Origin of the sequence: Streptomyces sp. NBC_00078, assembly GCF_026343335.1 — a bacterium.
GTDB lineage: Bacteria > Actinomycetota > Actinomycetes > Streptomycetales > Streptomycetaceae > Streptomyces.
In genome coordinates this window covers 3,838,047-3,855,434 of record NZ_JAPELX010000001.1, presented here as the reverse complement: position 1 = coordinate 3,855,434, position 17,388 = coordinate 3,838,047, and the positions used below count along the sequence as shown (strand labels likewise).

Annotated in this window: 14 protein-coding genes and 2 pseudogenes; 15 read left to right on the top strand and 1 reads right to left on the bottom strand. The window is 64.1% G+C overall.

The window, feature by feature from the left end; translation table 11 throughout:
• The first annotated feature begins 60 nt into the window (after positions 1-60).
• The 14 genes and pseudogenes from OOK07_RS17890 to OOK07_RS17825 form a co-directional block, all read left to right on the top strand.
• Positions 61-528, top strand: coding sequence for a helix-turn-helix domain-containing protein (locus tag OOK07_RS17890; RefSeq protein WP_266681449.1), 468 nt, complete (start codon positions 61-63; stop codon positions 526-528).
• 426 nt (positions 529-954) lie between these two features.
• Entirely contained in the window at positions 955-1,344 is a 390-nt protein-coding gene (locus tag OOK07_RS17885) for an ImmA/IrrE family metallo-endopeptidase (RefSeq protein WP_266681447.1), read from the top strand.
• Positions 1,335-2,519, top strand: coding sequence for an MAB_1171c family putative transporter (locus OOK07_RS17880; protein WP_266797364.1), 1,185 nt, complete (start codon positions 1,335-1,337; stop codon positions 2,517-2,519). Before OOK07_RS17885 ends, OOK07_RS17880 begins: the two co-directional genes overlap by 10 nt.
• On the top strand, positions 2,516-3,766 hold the full coding sequence (locus tag OOK07_RS17875) for an amidohydrolase family protein (protein ID WP_323182966.1): 1,251 nt from the start codon (positions 2,516-2,518) through the stop codon (positions 3,764-3,766). The genes OOK07_RS17880 and OOK07_RS17875 overlap by 4 nt, the downstream gene beginning before the upstream one ends.
• A 170-nt stretch (positions 3,767-3,936) precedes the next feature.
• Positions 3,937-4,446, top strand: coding sequence for a F0F1 ATP synthase subunit B (gene atpF / locus OOK07_RS17870; RefSeq protein ID WP_266797362.1), 510 nt, complete (start codon positions 3,937-3,939; stop codon positions 4,444-4,446).
• 260 nt (positions 4,447-4,706) lie between these two features.
• A complete protein-coding gene (locus OOK07_RS17865; protein WP_266681441.1) occupies positions 4,707-4,853 on the top strand; it encodes a hypothetical protein in 147 nt (48 codons plus the stop codon).
• 238 nt (positions 4,854-5,091) lie between these two features.
• Positions 5,092-6,309, top strand: a complete 1,218-nt coding sequence (locus OOK07_RS17860) for a cupin domain-containing protein (RefSeq protein WP_266797360.1) — start codon at positions 5,092-5,094, stop codon at positions 6,307-6,309.
• An 87-nt stretch (positions 6,310-6,396) separates the two neighbouring features.
• Positions 6,397-7,353 carry a hypothetical protein gene (locus OOK07_RS17855; protein ID WP_266797359.1) on the top strand — a complete coding sequence of 319 codons (957 nt, stop codon included), beginning with the start codon at positions 6,397-6,399 and terminating at the stop codon, positions 7,351-7,353.
• Between the two features lie 101 nt (positions 7,354-7,454).
• A complete protein-coding gene (locus OOK07_RS17850; RefSeq protein ID WP_266681435.1) occupies positions 7,455-8,789 on the top strand; it encodes a helix-turn-helix domain-containing protein in 1,335 nt (444 codons plus the stop codon).
• A complete protein-coding gene (locus OOK07_RS17845; RefSeq protein WP_266681433.1) occupies positions 8,786-10,579 on the top strand; it encodes an ABC transporter ATP-binding protein in 1,794 nt (597 codons plus the stop codon). The genes OOK07_RS17850 and OOK07_RS17845 overlap by 4 nt, the downstream gene beginning before the upstream one ends.
• The gene (locus tag OOK07_RS17840) at positions 10,572-12,590 is read left to right on the top strand and encodes a S53 family peptidase (RefSeq protein ID WP_266797357.1); all 2,019 of its coding nucleotides are present in this window, start codon (positions 10,572-10,574) and stop codon (positions 12,588-12,590) included. The genes OOK07_RS17845 and OOK07_RS17840 overlap by 8 nt, the downstream gene beginning before the upstream one ends.
• A 5-nt stretch (positions 12,591-12,595) precedes the next feature.
• A pseudogene (cysC, locus tag OOK07_RS17835) lies at positions 12,596-13,156 on the top strand (adenylyl-sulfate kinase).
• A 20-nt stretch (positions 13,157-13,176) separates the two neighbouring features.
• Positions 13,177-14,070, top strand: coding sequence for a sulfate adenylyltransferase subunit CysD (gene cysD / locus OOK07_RS17830; protein WP_266801970.1), 894 nt, complete (start codon positions 13,177-13,179; stop codon positions 14,068-14,070).
• 76 nt (positions 14,071-14,146) lie between these two features.
• A pseudogene (locus tag OOK07_RS17825) lies at positions 14,147-14,935 on the top strand (elongation factor 1-alpha C-terminal domain-related protein); the annotation flags it as partial.
• A 181-nt stretch (positions 14,936-15,116) separates the two neighbouring features.
• On the opposite strand, the gene OOK07_RS17820 reads toward OOK07_RS17825, so the two are convergent.
• A complete protein-coding gene (locus OOK07_RS17820) occupies positions 15,117-15,446 on the bottom strand; it encodes an FG-GAP repeat domain-containing protein (protein WP_266681427.1) in 330 nt (109 codons plus the stop codon).
• A gap of 1,555 nt (positions 15,447-17,001) precedes the next feature.
• Between OOK07_RS17820 and OOK07_RS43445 the strand changes: the two genes are divergently transcribed.
• Positions 17,002-17,145: an arabinofuranosidase catalytic domain-containing protein gene (locus OOK07_RS43445; protein ID WP_353963539.1), complete on the top strand. Its 144-nt coding sequence runs from the start codon at positions 17,002-17,004 to the stop codon at positions 17,143-17,145.
• The last annotated feature ends 243 nt before the right edge of the window (positions 17,146-17,388 follow it).

The following is a 17,388-nucleotide window of genomic DNA, read 5'->3' as shown; positions in this document are numbered from 1 at the left end:
GTTGAGGATCCTTCAGTACACTCAGGGCTGGGAGTCCATGAACTGGCAAGGAGTCGGGGGATGAGCAGCGCGACCGAGTATGGTGCCAGCGGCCAGGCGAGCCGCACGCTCGCCCAAAAGCTCGATCATTTGTTCGAAACTGCGACACCGAAAGACCAGAAGGCGCCGTCTCACGAAGACGTCGCCGCTGCCATCAACATCGCCGCGGGGGAACGGGCGATCAGCGGCGCCTATATCTGGCAGCTGCGTACCGGCAGGAAGACCAACCCGACCATGAAGCACCTCGAGGCTCTGGCCCGGTACTTCGGTGTCAGCCCTGCCTACTTCCTCGACGACGAGCAGACGCAGCGCATCGACGAGCAACTCGCCTTGCTGCAGGCGCTGAAGGAGAGCGATGTGCGCAACATCGCGCTTCGGGCACATGGCCTTTCCGATTCGAGCCGCCAGACGCTGGCCGGGGTCGTGAGTCACCTGCGGAAGCTGGAAGGACTGCAAGAGGACCCGCACTCGCAGAGCGGCGATGCCTGACCTCGCGTCCGCCCACCCGCAGCACGATCGCTGAGGCGCACCGGCCGTCTCGAGCCGGGCCGCAGTTCACGGGCAGTCGGCTGCAGTCGCTGGCCCGCAGCCCTCTGACGGGGGTTTTGCCACCCGTCGTCAATCCTTCGCTAGTGTTACGTCGCAGACGGTTTGTGATCGAGTCGTGTCATGTCCTGACCAGGTGTGGTGCGATTCGGACTGTGGTGGCCAACCAGCACGGATGCCCCCTTACAGCATGAGCCGTCGTCGCACGAAGGAAGTTCAACAACCTTGTTCTAGGGGGAACGGTTGAAGGAGCGAGAGCTTCGGTGCCGCTGCAAACGGGAACTCCAAGCCCTGGACGTTCAACCGCCTCTGCAGGTGGAGGTCCTGTGCCGTGCACTGGGCGAGCGCCGAGGTCGGCCGATTCAAGTGGTGCCTTACGCCCTGCCCGTGCCGGGCCCCTTCGGGGTCTGGATTGCCACGGGTGCCAGCGACTTCATCGTTTACCAGAGCGAGACGACGAAAGCTCACCAGGACCACATCATCTTGCACGAGGTGGGCCACATCCTGGCCGATCACGACGGCGATGACGGCGACGAGGAGCTGTGGGCCCTGATGATGCCCGACATCGCGCCCGAAACGATCCGCCGGGCACTGGGGCGCACGTCCTATGACCAGGAGCATGAGCGAGAGGCGGAGCTCGTCGCCACCATCATCCTGGAGTGGGCCTCGGTACTGAACAGGGTCGCACCACCGCAGCCAACGGACGCGTCAGTGAGGCGAGTCCAGACGGCGCTCGGCGACAGGCAGGGATGGCTGTGATCGTCTCCGTCATCATGTTGGCCATGATCCTGGCGTTCGTCGCAGCGCTGGGATGGAAGATATTTCAGTTGGCCAAGGCCCCCCGTGACGCGGCCTTGCGCGCGGTCACTCTGTGCCTGATCAGTGCCGCCTGCTCCTTTGTACTGGCCAGACAGCCCTTCGCCGGCTGGATCGCTTCTGCGGGCGGGCCGGGCGCCCCTCGGCTGGTCCAGAACCTGTTCGTGCTCAGCATGGTGTTCTGGCTGATGTGCTTCTACCTGTACTCGGCCGCCACTGATGCGGCTGAGGGCAACAGACGCGCCCGCCGGGAGGCACTCCTGCTGGCTCTCGCCGCTATCGGCCTCATCACGGCGACCGTCGCGGCAGGCGTTGACGACCACGGCGCGAACTTCCGGGGATCCGACCTGCGCGATCCGGCTCTGGTGACTTTCTACCTCGTCGCGGATGTGTATCTCGTCTACGCCCTGTCCATGGCCCTGCGGTGGACCTGTTCCTACGCCCGTGCCTCACAGCGGCCGCTGGCAACGGGCCTCTGGCTGGCGGCAGTGGGTATCGGCGCCATGGCCGGGTCCTGCACGATCCGTACGGTGCTGACCGTGGTTCGCTGGCAAGGGGGCACCGTGCCCCAGGCGGTCACCTGGGCCTCCAGCGTGATCATCGCGCTGGCGGTCCCGCTGTTCCTCATCGGAGTCAGCTACCCCGGAGCCGCCACCCGGCTGGCGGCAGCGCGGGTACGCCGCCAGCACCGCCGCATGTATCACCGACTGGGACCGCTGTGGCAGATGCTCAATGAGGCGTACCCAGAGCACTCCCTCTACCGGACGCCGACCACACCGCGGCGCGACCGCCTGCTCCCGCTCGGCCTGCACCGGCGCTATTACCGCAGAGTCATCGAGTGCCGTGACGGCCTTGTCCGGATCAGCCCCCACCTGGCGCCAGCCGCTGGCCCGGCGGAGGACCAGCCGGGGTGGGCCGACGAGATGGCTGACCGGCTCTACGCCGCGCTGCACAGCGATCAGCCACAAGCAGCGCCCGCCCAGGCTGTCGCCGTCGCGATGCCGCCGACGCAAAGTCTGGAAGACGATGTGCGGCAGTTGGCCCAGCTGTCGGATGCGGTGAGACGGCGACGCGTCCTCGCCGAGGCCAAACACACCAGAGGAAGCGAGACGTCGTGAACCAGTTGCTCATCACCGCAGGACGCATACTGCTCGGTCCCAGCAGCACGCACATCGACGACGGCGCCGTCCTGGTCTCAGGTGACACCGTCGTGGCGGCAGGGGCACGCAACGACGTGCTCGCTCACGCAGAACCGGGCTGCCAGGTGATGGAGTTTCCCGATGCCACCGTGCTGCCCGGGCTGATCGACTGCCACGTCCACCTGGCTTTCGACGCCGGACCGGACCCGGTCACCACGCTGACCGACAGCGACGATGCAACGCTTCTCCTGGGCATGGCAGGCCGAGCCCAGCAACTGCTCGACGCCGGCATCACCACCGCCCGTGACCTGGGTGACCGTGGCGGCCTGTCCGTCCGACTCCGGGATGCCATCGGCGAAGGCACCGTGGCTGGGCCGCGGATTCTCGCCGCCACCGCGCCGCTGACAACCCCCAAGGGGCACTGCTGGTTCCTCGGCGGCGAGGTCAAGGGCGAGAAAGAGATCCGGCACAAGGTGCGCCAAAACGCCGAGGAAGGCGCAGACGTCATCAAAGTGATGGCGACAGGCGGAGGCCTGACCCGCGGCGGCCCTTCAATCTGGCAGCCCCAGTTCACCACCGAAGAACTCGCCGTCGTGGTGGAGGAAGCACACCGGTTCGGTCTGCCAGTGGCCGCCCACGCGCACGGCGTGCAGGGCATTGCCGCCGCGATCACCGCAGGGGTGGACACGATCGAGCACTGCAGCTGGATGACCGAAGACGGTACTTCCGATCTCCGCGAGGACCTCCTCGCGCAGATCATCGCCAAGCAGATTCACGTCTGCCTTGCCAACCACCCGAATTGGCGGGCCTTCGCCGACCGGGTCGGTCCCGAAAAGGCCGCAGAGCTGTTCGCGCCCACGCGCCGGATGGCAGAGAGCGGGGTCCAGCTCGTGGCGGGGACCGATGCTGGCATTCCACGAGCTTTCTTCGGCGGACTCACCTCCAGCCTGGAATTCCTCGAGCACTTGGGCGTTTCAAGGCACCGCATCATCGACATGGCCACCGTCAACGCCGCCTCCGCACTCAGGCTGAGCGATCAGACCGGCCGCCTCGCCGCAGGGTGCCGCGCCGACATCCTGGTCGTAGACGGTGATCCTCTGGCTAGCCTGGATGCTTTGCGGGCCGTGCGGCTCGTACTGGCTGGAGGCCGTGTCCATATCCCGGACTCCGCAGCTCTGGCATGGACCAAGCAGCGGCCCGTCTCGGCGGAGCCGGCTGATTGCTGACATGCGTGTTCGGGCGCTGGCATGAGATACCGGAGCCTTCCCTTGGCCATCGCGGCGAACGGCAGGCAAAAACGGGCATAACGGCAAGAGTAGAAATGGCTGAAAGTTGCCCTCAGTGAGTTGCAGGGGCCCCACACGGTTGGCGCTGTCCGCACTGTTACGATCTCCTTATGGGACCCTTGGAGCCAAAGGTAAACGAACTCATCGTTGCGGCGATCTGCTTCGCAGCGATCTTCTTCACTTTCGCCAAATTCTTGGTGCCGCGAATCACTAAGACGCTTGAGGCCCGGCAGGACGCTATCGAGGGCACCATCGAGCGGTCCGAAGCTGTCTATGCGGAGGCGCAGCAGATCCACGCCGAATACCAGGCCGAACTTTCCGAGGCGCGCCACGAAGCTGCCCGCATCCGGCAGGCCGCGGCCGACGAGGGAAGCCTCCTCATTCAGGAGGTCCGGGCCGAGGGACAGCGGAAGCGCGACGAACTCGTGATATCGGCCAGGGCGCAACTGGAAGCTGATCGGATCGTCGCCGAGGCGGCACTCCGGGAGGATGTGCTCAGGCTGGCCACCGACCTGGCCGGACGAATCCTCGGCGAGCCGATCACCGACGAGCGCAGGGCGCGGGAAATCGCCGAAGCGTTCTTCGGCGAGGTGGACGCCGACTCCCCGGCGAAGGCGTAATCAAGCTCAAGCCACCATCTGAGCAGATGGTGGTTTCACCGCAGCCTCGAAAAAGGCCCAGACTTTCGTCTGGGCCTTTGTCGCGTTCAGCCACCTCCCCCGGACTGGCGAGCCACATCAGCCCTCTGCCGGGAAACTGTGCCGGTTGGCGCCGTGAACTCTTCCGGTCGGACTGCCTGGTGGGCTTCAGTTGTTCGAAAGATGATTCAGGCAGTGATCACGGAGAACCCGTGACCCGAGGCACCTACAAGGAGCTGAAAATGGCTGAAGAGTACTCGCTTGACGCTGCAAGCATCAACATCTCCTACCCGGCCGGCGTCGTCACGCCGAATGACGCGAACAAGGGTGACAAGGACTTCCCGCTCGCCAGCTGGGGCGAGGACCACAAGGACGACCGCGACTGGTAAGCACACGGTCGGCCGCTTAACAGGTAGCCAGTACCGCACATGGAGCGGCCGCTGAGAACGCCGAACCCAGGCTGAAATTCTCATCCTGAAGAGGGCGCGCACCGGCCGACTCAGAGGTCGATCGCCTGAATAATTCTTCTTCATTGGCCAGGCGATCGACCTCTCGCTTACCTCCCCCTTAGCCGGGCGGGGACACCGGAAACAGCAACTGCATTGGACGTCAGAAGGGCAAGATTTCGTGGCTCACGAGCGCGATTCGCTGGACACACACTTCGACCTGGAGCGTTTGATCCACCCGGTGGAGGTAAAGCGTTTCATCAATGAGCATTGGGAACAGAAGCCGCTGTACATAGAACGTCAGGAGCCCGCGTACTACGCGGACTTGCTCACGCTCGACGACGTCGACCGGTTGCTGACGCTGTCCGGACCAAGCTTCGACACGATCCGAGTGGTCGTCGACGGTCATGAAACGCCGATATCCGAGATCGCGAAGCGCGGCACACTAGGGCGTACGAACACCCTGGAGGCCATTTACGACCACTATCGGCAGGGCTCGACCGTCGTCCTCAACGCACTCGACGACCGGTGGGAACCGCTGCGGCAGCTTGTACAGGTGTTGGGTGCCGAGGTCAGCGCAGGCTTTCAGGTGAATGTGTACCTGACCCCCGCGGGCAAGGCACAGGGCTTCAAGCCTCACTACGACACCCATGACGTTCTCATCGCCCAGGTCCATGGCTCCAAGCAATGGCGTCTGTACGGCGCTCCCTACGAGCTGCCCCTGGCGGACCGTCCCAAGTTCGGGAAGAAGTTCGAAGGAGATGAGACGCCGGAGCAGCAGCTCACACTCAGGGCAGGTGACTTCCTCTACCTTCCTCGCGGTGCCGTCCATGCGGCTTCGTCGAACGACGAGGCGTCGATCCACCTCACCATCGGCGTTCACCAGGCTCACTGGGCGACCGTTCTCCAGAACGCCATGGTCGAGCTGTTCGACCAGGACGTGCGGTTCCGCCGTGCACTCCCCGCTGGTTTCGCCCGCGACGCGGATCTGCAACGCACTGCCGCAGAGACCCTGGGCGGCCTGTTGGCGGCCCTGCAGGAGAAGCTGTCGCCCACCCAGATCATCGACAGTGTGGTGGCCCAGGCGATGTCGGTGAACGCGCCGAACCTCGCGGGACACCTCAGGGATCTTGAAGACCTGCGTGACCTGGCCCCTGAGAGCGTTCTGCGCAGAAGGAAGGACGTCCTCTGCCACGTAGTGAGGGATGAATCCACTGTGAAGGTTCATTTCCACAACAAGACGATCGAACTGCCCGTACAGGTGGCGGAGCAGGTCGAGTGGCTTGTGGCAGAAGAACGGACAAGCTTCCGGCCCTCTGAGATCCCGGGGCGCCTCGACCTTCCGGGACGCCTGGTGCTGGCGCAGACGTTCCTTCGGGAGGGACTCCTCACCTGCTAGATCCGGCAGCGAAACCGGATATGAGCGGGCTCCCCACCACATCCTCCGGAGAGGCACGTGCCACATCTCAACAGGCGCTCGATGGTCATGTATGACTTCGACACGAACAGTTCCACCGTAGGATGCCTCGACATGTCGGGGGAGCGGTTCGCGGAACCGTTCATGATCGACACGATTGAGCGCAGACTCCGTGAACGTCCACGTCCGCTTGCGATGGCCGGCGAATGGACGGAAATCTGCGACCTACTGGGCGATCAACCGTCACTTCCTGTGCAGGGCATGGTATTTCACACCGGGCGCTGTGGATCGACCCTGGTTGCCAATGCTTTCTCGTCCCTGCCGCAATTCATGGTTCTGAAGGAATCCCCCTTCCTGTCCGCTACGGCAGCCAGAGCCCTGGCGGAGGCAGAGGCCGACTTCGGGAACGAGCAGTTGGTGCGCGCCTTGCAACGGAGCTGCCTGCCGCCGACGATCTCGGAGCAGAGGTACCAGATCTGGAAGTTCGCGAGCTGGAACGTCCTGGCAGAGCCGCTCTGGTCGAACAGCTTCCCCGACACCGCGCAGGTGTTTCTCTGGCGCCCTTGCGTCGAGGTGATGGCGTCGGAGATAGCGGCCCCTCCGCTCTGGGCGAACGGCAAGGGACGCGTCAACCATGAGATGTTCGACCTGGGACGGAGGCTGATACGTGAAGCCGGCCTCACCGATCTGCCGACTCCGCAGGCAGTAAGCCTTGCAGCCTGGCTGACGACCGCAGCGAAGGGCGTCGAGCTGGGAGAGAAAGGCGCCTTGGTCATGCCGTATGACCGCATTCGTGAAGACCTCAGCAGCTCACTCGGAGCGATTGCGCGACACTTCGGGACAACGCTAATCGGCGCCGAGAAGGAGAAAGCGGCGCAGGTTCGGCAGTACTATTCGAAGGACCCGAGCAGGAAGAAGCCGTTCGAGACCGAAACTCCTGCGAGAGCACTGGACACTGGCACAGAACAGCGGATTCGGGGTCTTGTGTCCGACCTTGAGGATCAGCTGACGAAGCTGAGCAAGTAGTTACGCCTCGCAGCACTGGTGTAGTCGCTTGACCAGGCCACGCCACTAACTTTACTCGGGCATGACCATGTCAAAGATCACGCTCATGTAACTTTGATCTCGTGGGGAATGTTGGAGAAAAGCTTAAAGCTCTACGAATGGCAACGGGGATGACCCAGGAAAGTCTGGCCGACGTGGCAGGGCTGAGCGTGCGAGCTATTCGAGATATTGAACGGGGAACCACAGAGCGTCCGTACCGTCATTCTCTGGAGAGTATCGCAGCGGCGATGGGGCTGAGCGAGACGGATGCGAACGACCTGATCGGTTCCGTCTATGTTCGCTCGGACGCAAGACGGAGAAGGTCTGCCGGCAGATCAAGAAACCATCGTACAGAACGCGGTGCCGTGCAGCAGGAAATGACATATATACCGCCCCCTCTGAGAAGTTTCGTGGGCCGCGCTGACATCATGGGAAGTCTGGACAAGCTGCTGGCGGGCAGGATTCCGGGTGATTTCGCGGCAGCCCTTCTTGCCGGGGCGCCAGGGGTGGGGAAGACCGCCCTGGCTCTGACGTGGGCCCATCGCTCGGCGGATCGATTCCCGCACGGGGTCGTCTACGAAGACCTCAGGGGACACGGTCCCCACCGGCCGTTCGCGCATGAACTGGTGCTCCGGCGCCTCCTTCGTTCGCTGGGCGTACCGGACCACAAGCTACCGCTGAACTATGAGGACTGCTCGGCCCTCTACCAGACGACACTGGCGAAGCGGCGCTTGCTGATCATCCTTGACAACGCTGCCACGCCAGAGCAAGTCCGTCCGCTTCTCACCGGAGCCCCGGAGTGCCTGGTCCTGGCGACCAGCAGAAACGCGATGACAGGCCTGGTTGTGCGCGACGGCGTCCGCCGGTTCCACATGAGTTCTCTAACCGAGGCGGAATCCTACGAACTCTTTGCGTCCGTCGTAGGGAAGGAAAAAACCCAACAGGAGCCAGATGTGACGGCTGCCCTGCTCGACATGTGTGACCACCTACCGCTGGCCGTACGAGTGCTGGCAGAACGTGTTCGCAACCAGCCGAGCAGCTCTATAGCCGAGGTGGCGGCACGATTGGTCGGTACGCGCAGCCTGCTCAGTATATTCGAGATGCCGGGCGATCCGCAGTCCAGTATGCGGGGAATCCTGTCCTGGTCCTACGATGCGCTCCCCGTGTCGGCCGTTCGGGTCTTCACAGCTCTGGGTGCTGTTTCAAGGATGGATTTCACCTTTGCTGAGGCGGCGAAGGTCGTCGAGTTCGGGGCGCGTGCCGAAATTGACGACGAGACCCTTGCCGAGGCACTGGATTGGCTGGTCGAAGCGAGTCTTCTTAAGGCAAAGGGACCAGGTCGGTACGAATTCAACCGGCTGATCTGGAACTTCGCCCAAGAGAAATTTGAAGAGTCAGAACGGAGAATTGTGCATTGATAAGTGCGGGCGCAGGGCAGAGTTCCCAGAAGGTCCCGCTGAGGCGAGTGTTGAGGCTTTTTCGTCCCTACCGGGGACGGTTGCTTGTCATCGTCCTGCTCATCGGCAGCGCCTCACTCATCGCCCTGACGGTGCCGCTCATGGTGCGGGAGCTCTTTGATGTAGCCCTGCCCCAGGGGCTTGTGGGGCTACTCTCCGCACTGTCGCTCGGAATGGCACTGGCATCCCTCACGGGGAGCGTCATATCGGTAGTGGAGTCCTTTATCTCCACCTTCGTGGGACAGCGGGTGATGCACGATCTCCGCACAGCCGTCTACTCCCACCTTCAGGAACTACCCTTGGAGTTCTTTACCCGCACCCGCACCGGCGAGGTGCAGTCGCGGATCGCCAATGACATCGGGTCCATGCAGGCGACTGTCACAAGCACCGCAAGTTCGCTGGTCTCCAGCGTCACCACAGTAGTCGCCAGCGTCATCGCCCTGCTGATCATGGATTGGCGTCTCGCGCTGCTCTCTCTGTCGGTTCTTCCTCTATGCGTTCTGATCAGTCGCCGGGTGGGGGAGCTACGCAGGGTCTATACGCGTCGGCGTCAACAGCAGATGTCACTGATGTCGTCCATGCTGGAAGAGCAACTGTCTGTCAGCGGCGTGCTGTTGGCGCGCACCATGGGGCGTTCGAAGGAACTGACCGAGGCCTTCGCGGCGGAGTCCAAAGCACTCAGCGATCTGCAGGTCGAGTCCAACATGGCCGGCCGTTGGAGGCAATCCACCATCCAGACAACTATGGCGATGATGCCGGTGTTCATCTACTGGTCCAGTGGCATGACAGCTGCTCGCGGACATTCCGCGATTTCGCTCGGTACGCTCATCGCCTTCGTATCGCTCCAGCAGGGCCTGTTCAACCCGGCATTGTCGTTGCTGGGAATCGGCGTCAGTTTGCAGGGGTCCCTCGCGCTGTTCGAGCGCATCTTTGAGTATATGGATCTTCCGGCCACGATCGTCGACCCTGTTCAGCCGGTGCACCTGAAGGAGGTGCATGGCAGTATCCAGTTCGACAACGTAGATTTCGGGTACCCAGGTGGCGAACTGGCGTTGAGCGGCCTCGATTTCACCGTACAGCAGGGAAAAAGTCTTGCCATAGTCGGAGAAACTGGCGCCGGGAAGACGACCATTGGTTACCTCGCCGCGAGGCTGTATGACGTATCAGCCGGCCGTGTGCTGCTCGACGGCGTGGACATTCGGAGTCTGAGTCTGGCCACGTTGGCTTCCAGCATCGGAGTCGTAGCCCAGGAGACGTACCTTTTTCACGCCTCGGTGGCGGAGAACCTCCGCTTTGCCAAGCCAGATGCCACGGACAAAGAACTGGTTGAGGCGGCCAAAGCAGCTCAGATCCACGATCTCGTCGTTGGCCTGCCGGAGGGCTACGACACGGTCGTGGGGGAGCGCGGCCTGCGGATGTCAGGTGGCGAACGGCAACGCATCGCGATCGCTCGTACTCTTCTACGCAATCCCCGGGTGCTGATCCTGGACGAGGCTACTAGCGCCCTCGACACCCAGACCGAGCGATCCGTCCAGCGAGCGCTCGACACACTTTCAGCCGGACGGACCGTCATCACGATCGCTCACCGGCTGTCCACCACTCAGAACGCGGACGAGATCATCGTCCTGGACCGAGGCAAGATCAGCGAGCGTGGCAGACACGAAGACCTAATGAAGCGCGGGGGAATTTACGCGGCGATGTTCGGGCGAGGTCATGAGGTCAGTCCCGAGGAGGCGGTTGAGCGTGCGTGAGAAATGGTGGAGGTCCGCTCGGCTGGTTGGTGCCGTAGCCCTGCCCGTTGTCGTCGCGTCGGTGGTGCTCGGGCCGGGCGGGCTGGCCGGCGTGGGGCCGGAGGACCGGCAGGTGACCTTCGCACGACCGGCCTGGGCAGCACATGCGAACGACCGCGGGCCGGCCCGGAAGAATCAGCATGTGGAAGCCAGGATCTGGCTTTCGGGTCGCCACCAGAGCGAGCTGGAACGATACGAGCGATCCGTCTCCAGCCCTCACGACCCGCTCTACCGCCGCTTTCTGTCTCCGACAGACTTCGAGAACCGCTTCGGCCCAACAGCTGCCCAGACGTCCGCCGTTACCTCCTGGCTCAGGTCGGCGGGCATGCAGATCACGAATGAGACCGATCATTATGTGACGGCCAGTGGACCCGTGGATGCCGCCGAGAGGGCCTTCTCGGTGTCGTTCCACACATATTCCGGACGCCTCATGTCCGGAATCTCCCCCGTAGATCAGCCCAGGATTCCCGCGTCGCTCGAGCAGTCGGTGCTGACCATCACAGGCCTCGACCGGGTGGACTCCTCACCAGGCACCTCCCTGATGGCGCCTCCGAAAGGGAACCGGTGGCCCAAGCCTTGCAATTCCCCAAAGGCAAAGGTGGACTCTGAAATTGTCGGCCAAAACGGTCGCCAGCTACCTTGGGCACCGTGTGGCTACACGCCCCAAGAATTGCGGACAGCCTACGGAGCGGCAACCTCGCAGCTGACCGGTAAGGGAGTAACGGTGGCGGTGGTTGGTGCGTACGCTTCACCGACGATCAAATCGGACCTCACCCGATACTCGCAAGCACATCAAGAACCGCTCCGACCCCAGCAATACCGCGAAATACTCAGCCCTGAATGGAGTCAAGTAAAAACCTGCGGTCCGCGGACTTGGTACGGCGAAGAGACCAAGGATGTGGAAGCCGTTCACGCCATGGCTCCGGACGCCGGCATCGTCTACCTCGGAGCGCGAGACTGCTCCCCAGCATCGTTTAACGACGCATTGCTGAAGATCGTGGATCTGCACCTGAGCGACATCGTCAGCGCCTCCTGGGGGCAGCCGACAGACGGCTATGCCGTGCAGGACCAGCTCGTGTCCCACCGCATCTTCGAGCAAGGCGTGGCCGAAGGTATCGGCTTCTACTTCTCCGCAGGGGACGCCGGCTACGAGGACCCTTCCTCCTCCGCCGGACGGAGCAGTGGTTCCCAACGCTTCCAGGTCGACTACCCGGCCTCAGATCCTTTGATCACCGCAGTCGGCGGTACCTCCCTCATGCTCAACGCCGACGACACTTATGCATATGAGACCAGTTGGGGACAGTACAGACTGCGTCTGAAGAACGACGCCACATCCGGTTCGGCGCCGCTCCCTGGCAGATATCCACAGAACTGGTCGGGAGGAACAGGCGGCGGAACGAGCGTTCTCTATCCGCAACCCTGGTACCAGCACACAGTGGTCCCTTCCACGCTTAGCCGACACCTTCCCGACGGCACGGAAAGCTCCCGGCCCATGCGTGTCGTCCCGGACGTGGCCCTTGATGCTGATCCGGTCACGGGAATGCTCGTCGGAGAGACTGTCACCACGTCGGATGGAAAAACCGCTAAGTATGCCGAAAGCCGCTCGGGCGGAACCAGCCTCTCGTGTCCGCTCTTCGCAGGGATTCAGGCACTGGCTCAGCAGGCAAACGGAAAGCCCCTTGGATTCGCCAACCCTGCGATCTATCACCGTTACGGGACTTCCGCCTATCACGACGTAACCGATGCCCCATTGGGAGCTGATCGGCCGGTGGCCTGGGCGGTGAAACGATATATGAACCAAAGTAATGGAAGCGGGCCGACGACCACTTACGTCGTGACGACGGGACGAGACGGCGAGGGGGCAGCCAAGCTTCGGGCCGTCACCGGTTTCGACGACACCACCGGAGTCGGATCGCCGGGCCCTTACTACCTTGATTCATATCGGCAATTTCCGCGCAGACAAGGCGGATGAACGGAATGACGTCCAAATTCTGTACGTGCTGGCCGGGAGCGACGGTCCTGCTCACCGGACTCCCAAGCGCAGGCAAAACGACCATCGCAAACCAACTGGTACTCCAATTGCACAGCCTCGGCCGACGCGTGGAAGTGCTGGACGGAGACGTCATGCGTGCGACCCTCTCCGAAGGGGTGGGCTTCGGGCGTGGAGACCGGGACGCACACGTTCGGCGCATCGGCCTAGTGGCCGAAGTGCTCGCTCGCAACGGCGTACTGGTACTCATGCCGGTCATCGCGCCTTTCCAGGACAGCCGGCAGAGCATACGGGAGCGGCACCACCAAAGCGGCACACCCTTCCTTGAAGTGCACGTGGCGACCCCGGTCGAGGTGTGCAGCGTGCGCGACGTGAAAGGGCTCTAGGCCAAGCAAGCCACCGGCGAGTTGACCGGGTTGACCGGCGTCGACGACCCATACGAGGCACCGAAATCGCCGGACCTGGTCATTCCGGGCCACGGCCAGTCAGTCGGCGATTCGACGGCATTGTTGACTGACCTGCTCAAACGATGGCGGCTGATCGAGTGACCGTATGCGTGCCCGTGAAGATGTCAGCGGTTCACCTGGACGCGCTGGAGTCCGAGGGTGTGCACATCTTCCGGGAGGTGGCGGGCGAGTTCGAGAACCCGGTGATTCTCTTCTCCGGCGGCAAGGACTCGATCGTCATGCTGCACCTGGCGCTGAAGGCGTTTGCCCCCGCGGCGGTGCCCTTCTCGCTGCTGCATGTGGACACGGGACACAACTTCCCCGAAGTCCTTGAGTACCGGGACCGCGTGGTCGCCGCACATGGGCTGCGCCTGCATGTGGCCTTCGTCCAGGACTACATCGACCGGGGTGTGCTCAAGGAGCGTGCCGACGGCACCCGTAATCCGCTGCAAACGCTGCCGCTGACGGAGAAGATCCAGGCGGAGAAGTTCGACGCGGTCTTCGGCGGCGGACGCAGAGACGAGGAGAAAGCCCGCGCGAAGGAGCGGGTGTTCTCCCTGCGCGACGAGTTCTCCCAGTGGGACCCGCGCCGCCAGCGCCCCGAGCTGTGGAACCTGTACAACGGCCGACACGCCCCCGGCGAGCACGTCCGCGTGTTCCCGCTGTCCAACTGGACCGAGCTGGACGTGTGGCAGTACATCGCCCGCGAGGGCATCGAGCTGCCGCAGATCTATTTCGCGCACGAGCGAGAGGTGTTCCAGCGGAGCGGGATGTGGCTGACGGCCGGCGAGTGGGGCGGCCCGAAGGACGGCGAGAGTGTGGAGAAGCGCCAGGTGCGCTACCGCACCGTCGGTGACATGTCCTGCACCGGCGCCGTCGACTCCGACGCCACCACGCTGGAAGCCGTGATCGCCGAGATCGCCGCATCCCGGCTCACCGAGCGGGGCGCGACCCGAGCTGACGACAAGCTGTCCGAGGCAGCGATGGAAGACCGCAAGCGCGAGGGGTACTTCTAGCCATGAGCACGACCACGACCGAGGTGCTCTCGGCCACCACGCTGCTGCGGTTCGCCACCGCGGGCTCCGTCGACGAGAGATCACCGCGATCCCGATCTCCGCGCTGGCCGGCGACAACGTGGTGGACCCCTCCGCGAACATGGACTGGTACGGCGGCCCGACCTTCCTGGAGCACCTGGAGACGGTCCCGGTCACCCACGACCTGAGCCACTGCCACGCCCGGCTGCCCGTGCAGTACGTGATCCGGCCGCAGACCGCCGAGCACCCGGACTACCGGGGTTACGCGGGCCAGATCGCGGCGGGCACCTTCCGCGTCGGCGAGGAGGTCACGGTCCTGCCGTCCGGTCGGACGTCGAGGATCTCCGGCATCGACCTGCTGGGCGAGCCGGTGGACGTGGCGTGGACGACGCAGTCGGTGACGGTCCTGCTCCAGGACGACATCGACGTCTCGCGCGGCGACCTGATCGTGCCGAGGAAGGACGCACCGGCCACCACCCAGGACGTGGGGGCGACCGTCTGCCACGTGGCCGACGCTCCGCTGACCGTCGGCCACCGCGTGCTGCTCAAGCACGGCACCCGAACGGTTAAGGCAATCGTGAAAAACGTCCCGTCCCGGCTCACGCTCGACGACCTGTCCCTGCACCCGAACCCGGGACAGCTTCTCGCCAACGACATCGGCCGCGTGAAGATCCGTACCGCCGAGCCGCTGCCGGTCGACTCCTACGCCGAATCGCGTCGCACGGGCTCCTTCATCCTGATCGATCCGAGCGACGGCACCACGCTGACCGCGGGCATGGTCGACGAGTCGTTCGACACCCTCGAGCCGGTCAAGGACGAGTCCGAAGACGACGGCTGGGACTTCTGATCCCGACCTTTGCCGACTTCCCGGCCGCGACCTGAGAGACCGTGACCGCCGCGCCAACGAGAGGAAAACATCCCGTGCCTGCCTCCCGCCGTTGTTCCGTCGCGGCATGGCCGTGCTCGCCGCAGGCGGAGATCACCGACGCCCTGGTGGAATTGCCGGCCGGCTCTGAAGGGGAATGCGGTCAGAAGCCGCCGTGCGGGTCGTACCAGTTCTGGTTCATCAGCTCATACCGGGCGAGGGAGCCTCTGCCATTGCCTGCGTAGAGCCGCATCTGATTAGCCGTCGCAGTTGCGTTGGGGTTGTTGTAGCCGTCCTGGGTGGCTGCGACCGGGTCAAGGTGGCCGTCGCCGTTGACGTCGCCGACGCTGAGAAGGGCCGATATCTGACCCCATCCGCCGCCGATGAGCCTGCGGGTACCGAAGGTGCCATGTCCGGTGCCGGGGTAGAGCCACAGGGATCGTGGCCTGACTCCCTGTTTGGACCCTCGTACGACACCATCGTTCAGCGTCATCTAAGCGAGGCGTTGTGTGTGGAAGTCTTCAAGCCGACAAGAACCTGCTCGGCCTCACGTCGCTACGCGTCACTTCCGGAAGACCGACCGGCATGATCCGAGAACGCGCCCTGACCTGCAGCGATCGGCTGAGCGTTTCCGAATCCACGGCTGTGCGTTCCGGAGCGATCTCCTGGCCAGCCGCTGACCTGCGGCGACGGAGTTTTCTACAAGCCCCACGAAGGCGGGGCTTGTGTGAAACCTTGCGCGGAACTCGGAACACGAGTTCGTGGCCAGGTCTCTCGGTCAAGCCCTGAGCGACCTGAGGCAGCAACTGCGGTGAGGTGGTGGGTGGAGCCCGCGTGACACGCCGCAGCGCCCGCCGGGGCGCTCGATCCACAGCGTACCGGATTGGGGCTCGGACGGGCGCTGGTGTCTCGGAGTGGGGGCTGGCAGGAGGCGGTCAGGTCGTGTGGCTGAAGACGGGGGCTGCCGCCTCGTGCAGTGCGCGGATGGTCGAGTTCCGGGCGAGGGCGAAGCCGGGGGGCGGAAGTTGCTGGGCTTCGATGCCGTAGGAGATGAGGCGTCCGTTCCACAGGGAGGCGTCAAGTTGTCACAAGTGTCTGGAGCAGGCAACGGCTGCTTCCCAGGCCCTGGAGTACGTGGCCAACCACCCTGGAGTACATGGCCAACCACCCTGGCGTCTGGCTGACGACCAGCGGCGAGATCGCCGCGCACTACTCCCGGCCCTGACCGGCCTCGCCCGACCCTGACCGGCCTCGCCCGACCCCGCCCCGCCCCGCCCTGACCACCTGTGCAGGTCCCAGCGATCCTTATCCCTTGCCCGGGGCATTCTCGTCGCCCACGCCGCCACCGGCCGCCGCCTGCCCTTCGGTGCAGGAGCCGCCGACGCGGTCGCGTACCGCGTCATGGCCGCCGAGCCACCTCAACCCTGGTCCATGCACACCTCTTGAGGATGCGCCGACGTATGTGACAGGCTCATGTCGACTGGGCGTCGGCCAATGTGTCGACCTCATGTCATGCACTCTTCCTGCCCCCCGCCGTGGATGTGAGCGCTTACTCGAACAGTCGGCGATCGCATTCCCCCCTTTCAGGAGTGCCTCCGTGCAGCCAGCAATGGCCCGCGCCGCCCCCCAGAGCGACCCAGTAGCCAGTGAAAGCCTGACCGCCAGTAGCTGATTGGCCTGCCTGCCTGCCTGCCTGCCTGCTTGCCTGCTTGCCTGCTTGCTGGCTTGGTGGATGGCGAGTCTGGGGGCCAGCCGTCACAGGTGCCGGGGTTGCCTTGGATGAGTACTACTCATCAGTGGACGGGGCGTGATCCGCTCGCGTCCGGGTGAGTCGACCATGATGGCTTTGCCAAGGAGTGAGATATGCCCATCTCCTTCTCCGAAGTGGCTCCGAAGTGGGTTGCGACAAGGTCGACGGCGGAGCTGATGCTCGACCCGGCGCCGGCTGATGGCCGTGTTCGGAGACCTGGCAGCGGCCGGCGGTTCCGCGGTGGCCCCGCGCCGCCGTCCACGGAGCCGGTTCTGACGCACCCGCCGCCACAGCGTCGTTGTTCTACGCCGTCCGCGCCTGCGGCCCGCCGTGCCTCGCGGCCCACTCGACCAAGAGGGCGCCGTTCGCGTCGTACAGCGAGCGGCTGCGCCGGATCCGGCGTGCATCCCGCCACGCCGTTGTCGCCGGGCTACCCGTCTGACGTCACCGGCAACGCGGTACAGGCCGACATCACCGCGGCCGGTTGTCGCTGAGCCGGGCGGTGAACCGGGCGATGCCGATCGCAGCCGCGCGGCGTAGGCCCCCTGGACACCCCGTGCGGCTGCCCCTTTCCCCAACGATGCGCAAGGAGGCACGCGATGCCCAGAACCACCACACCCTTATCCACACCCTTATCCACACCTTTATTACGTGCGGCCGTAGCCGTCTGCTCTTTCGGCCTGCT

Excerpts from the sequence above, each read along its gene's own strand:
- cysD (WP_266801970.1), top strand. The coding sequence starts at position 13,177 with ATGTCAGCGGTTCACCTGGACGCGCTGGAGTCCGAGGGTGTGCACATC.
- OOK07_RS17820 (WP_266681427.1), bottom strand. The coding sequence starts at position 15,446 with ATGACGCTGAACGATGGTGTCGTACGAGGGTCCAAACAGGGAGTCAGG.
- OOK07_RS17890 (WP_266681449.1), top strand. The coding sequence starts at position 61 with ATGAGCAGCGCGACCGAGTATGGTGCCAGCGGCCAGGCGAGCCGCACG.
- OOK07_RS17865 (WP_266681441.1), top strand. The coding sequence starts at position 4,707 with ATGGCTGAAGAGTACTCGCTTGACGCTGCAAGCATCAACATCTCCTAC.
- OOK07_RS17855 (WP_266797359.1), top strand. The coding sequence starts at position 6,397 with ATGTATGACTTCGACACGAACAGTTCCACCGTAGGATGCCTCGACATG.
- OOK07_RS17880 (WP_266797364.1), top strand. The coding sequence starts at position 1,335 with ATGGCTGTGATCGTCTCCGTCATCATGTTGGCCATGATCCTGGCGTTC.
- atpF (WP_266797362.1), top strand. The coding sequence starts at position 3,937 with ATGGGACCCTTGGAGCCAAAGGTAAACGAACTCATCGTTGCGGCGATC.